This window comes from Sodalis sp. (in: enterobacteria) (genome assembly GCF_047607725.1).
Lineage (GTDB): Bacteria > Pseudomonadota > Gammaproteobacteria > Enterobacterales > Enterobacteriaceae > JBLKSS01.
This window is the reverse complement of record NZ_JBLKSS010000288.1, coordinates 1-1,838: the sequence shown is the minus strand read 5'-3', so window position 1 is coordinate 1,838 and position 1,838 is coordinate 1. Positions and strand designations below refer to the sequence as shown.

General features: G+C 55.7%; 2 protein-coding genes and 1 pseudogene. 2 read left to right on the top strand and 1 reads right to left on the bottom strand.

Going from position 1 to position 1,838, the window contains the following annotated elements:
- Nucleotides 1-131, top strand: a 131-nt coding sequence (locus tag ACMX3H_RS18460; RefSeq protein ID WP_415210452.1) for a transposase domain-containing protein, incomplete at its 5' end; no start/stop codon positions are given.
- 135 nt (nucleotides 132-266) lie between these two features.
- Here the strand turns inward: ACMX3H_RS18460 and ACMX3H_RS18455 are convergent.
- Nucleotides 267-509, bottom strand: coding sequence for a DUF1127 domain-containing protein (locus ACMX3H_RS18455; RefSeq protein WP_415211825.1), 243 nt, complete (start codon nucleotides 507-509; stop codon nucleotides 267-269).
- A gap of 193 nt (nucleotides 510-702) precedes the next feature.
- On the opposite strand from ACMX3H_RS18455, the pseudogene ACMX3H_RS18450 reads away from it, so the two are divergent.
- Nucleotides 703-1,717: pseudogene (locus ACMX3H_RS18450) on the top strand (PLP-dependent aminotransferase family protein); the annotation flags it as partial.
- Nucleotides 1,718-1,838 lie beyond the last annotated feature (121 nt).

Genomic DNA, 1,838 nt, shown 5'->3' with positions numbered 1-1,838 from the left:
TCGGCAGTTGCAAACTGAACGGCGTGGAGCCGGAAGCGTATCTGCGCCATGTGCTGGCGATTATAGCGGATCATCCCATCAACAAAATCAAAGAGCTCCTGCCGTGGAACCTCACCATCCCTGCTGAATAACTGTCAATACAGCGCTGGGCGTACGCTTACTTTTCACCAAATAGCCGGGGTGGCGTTACCGATAATGCCTGTGCGCCATATGCCCAGAATGAGCACCATGCCTCTCGGATGTCCCCACGCCCGCCGTTAGCGCTTTCAGCGCCGCCGGGCGCGCCAATGCTGATGCAGCGCTTCGTTATAATGGTGGATATCGCCACGCGTCAGACCAATATCCCGTAATTGGTCGTCGCTGAGAGCTAACAGAATCCGTTTGTCACGCCGGTAGAGAGCCGCCCGCGGCGTAACCGCGCCCAACCGCGGCCTACAAAGCCTGACCAGCCAGGGGCGGCCGGGCGAGGGACGGGGTCGGCTGCCGCCGGTATTGCGGCGGTAAGGCATTGCGGTGACGTTTTCATCATAGCTCCTGTGGCTGGGGTGACAGGAATATGATGGAAGATTGTCCTATAACGGTACAGATTCAGAAATGCACCACTTCAATCATATATATTACTAATAATTAAACTGCAATGGTAATCTGATGCGCGATCTGTACCGGTTTATCCGATCTATTGGCCATCTGTATGAGGCATTTATGACCCGTTACCATCGTCTGGCCGATATCATCGGCGACCGCATTGAACAAGGCCTATATAACCGCGGCCAGCGGTTGCCCTCAGTGCGCACTGAGCGTGGAACATGGCGTCAGCATTAGCACCGTACAGCAGGCATATCGGGTGCTGGAACACCGGCAGTTAATCACCGCCCGCCCCAAATCCGGCTATTTCGTCTGTCAGCAGCACGGGCTGCCGGCGCTGCCGGAGATATGCCGGCCCGCGCAGCGACCGGTGGAAATTTCGCAATGGGATCTGGTATTGCAGCTCACCCGCACCCGCAGCGCACGCGATGTCATTCACCTAGGCCCCAGCGTCCCTTATGTCACCGCCAATACCCTGAAACCGCTGCGTAAATTGTTGAGCCGCGTAGCGCTCCACCCGGATCTTCGCAGCCTGCATTACGATGAATTGAGCGGTTCCGCCCCCCTGCGCGAGCAAATCACGCGCTTGATGATAGACAGCGGCAGCCACGTGGCGCCGGAGGGGATCATCATCACCACCGGCTGCCACGAAGCGCTGTCGATCGCCATCCATGCGCTGTGTCAGCCTGGGGATATTGTGGAGGTGGACTCCCCCAGCTTTCACGGCGTCACCCAAATCCTGAAAGGCTTCGACATGAAGGCGCTGGAAATTCCCACCGACCCCCTCACCGGCATCAGCCTGGAGGCGCTGGAACTCGCCCTCGAGCAATGGCCTATCAAGGCTATCCAATTGACGCCCAACTGTAATAATCCGCTCGGGTATCTGATGCCGGACGCCCACAAGGTGGCGCTGTTAACGCTGGCGCAACGCTACGATACGCCCATAATCGAAGACGATGTTTATGCTGATCTGGCCTATCACTATCCCCGCCAGCGGACGATCAAGTCCTTTGATGAAAATGGCCGGGTGCTGCTATGCAGTTCGTTTTCCAAAACGCTGGCGCCGGGATTGCGTATCGGCTGGATCGAACGTAAGCGCCCCGTGGAGGACGTCTTGAATTATTGGTGGGTTTGTTGTACGAGACAGTAAACCTACGTTACACGCTTATGCTCATTGCATTTTCACATTGTATTGATTTTAATAACTTTTATTTCCATCCCGATTTGAGTGATATAAAATTAGTGGTTCTGAA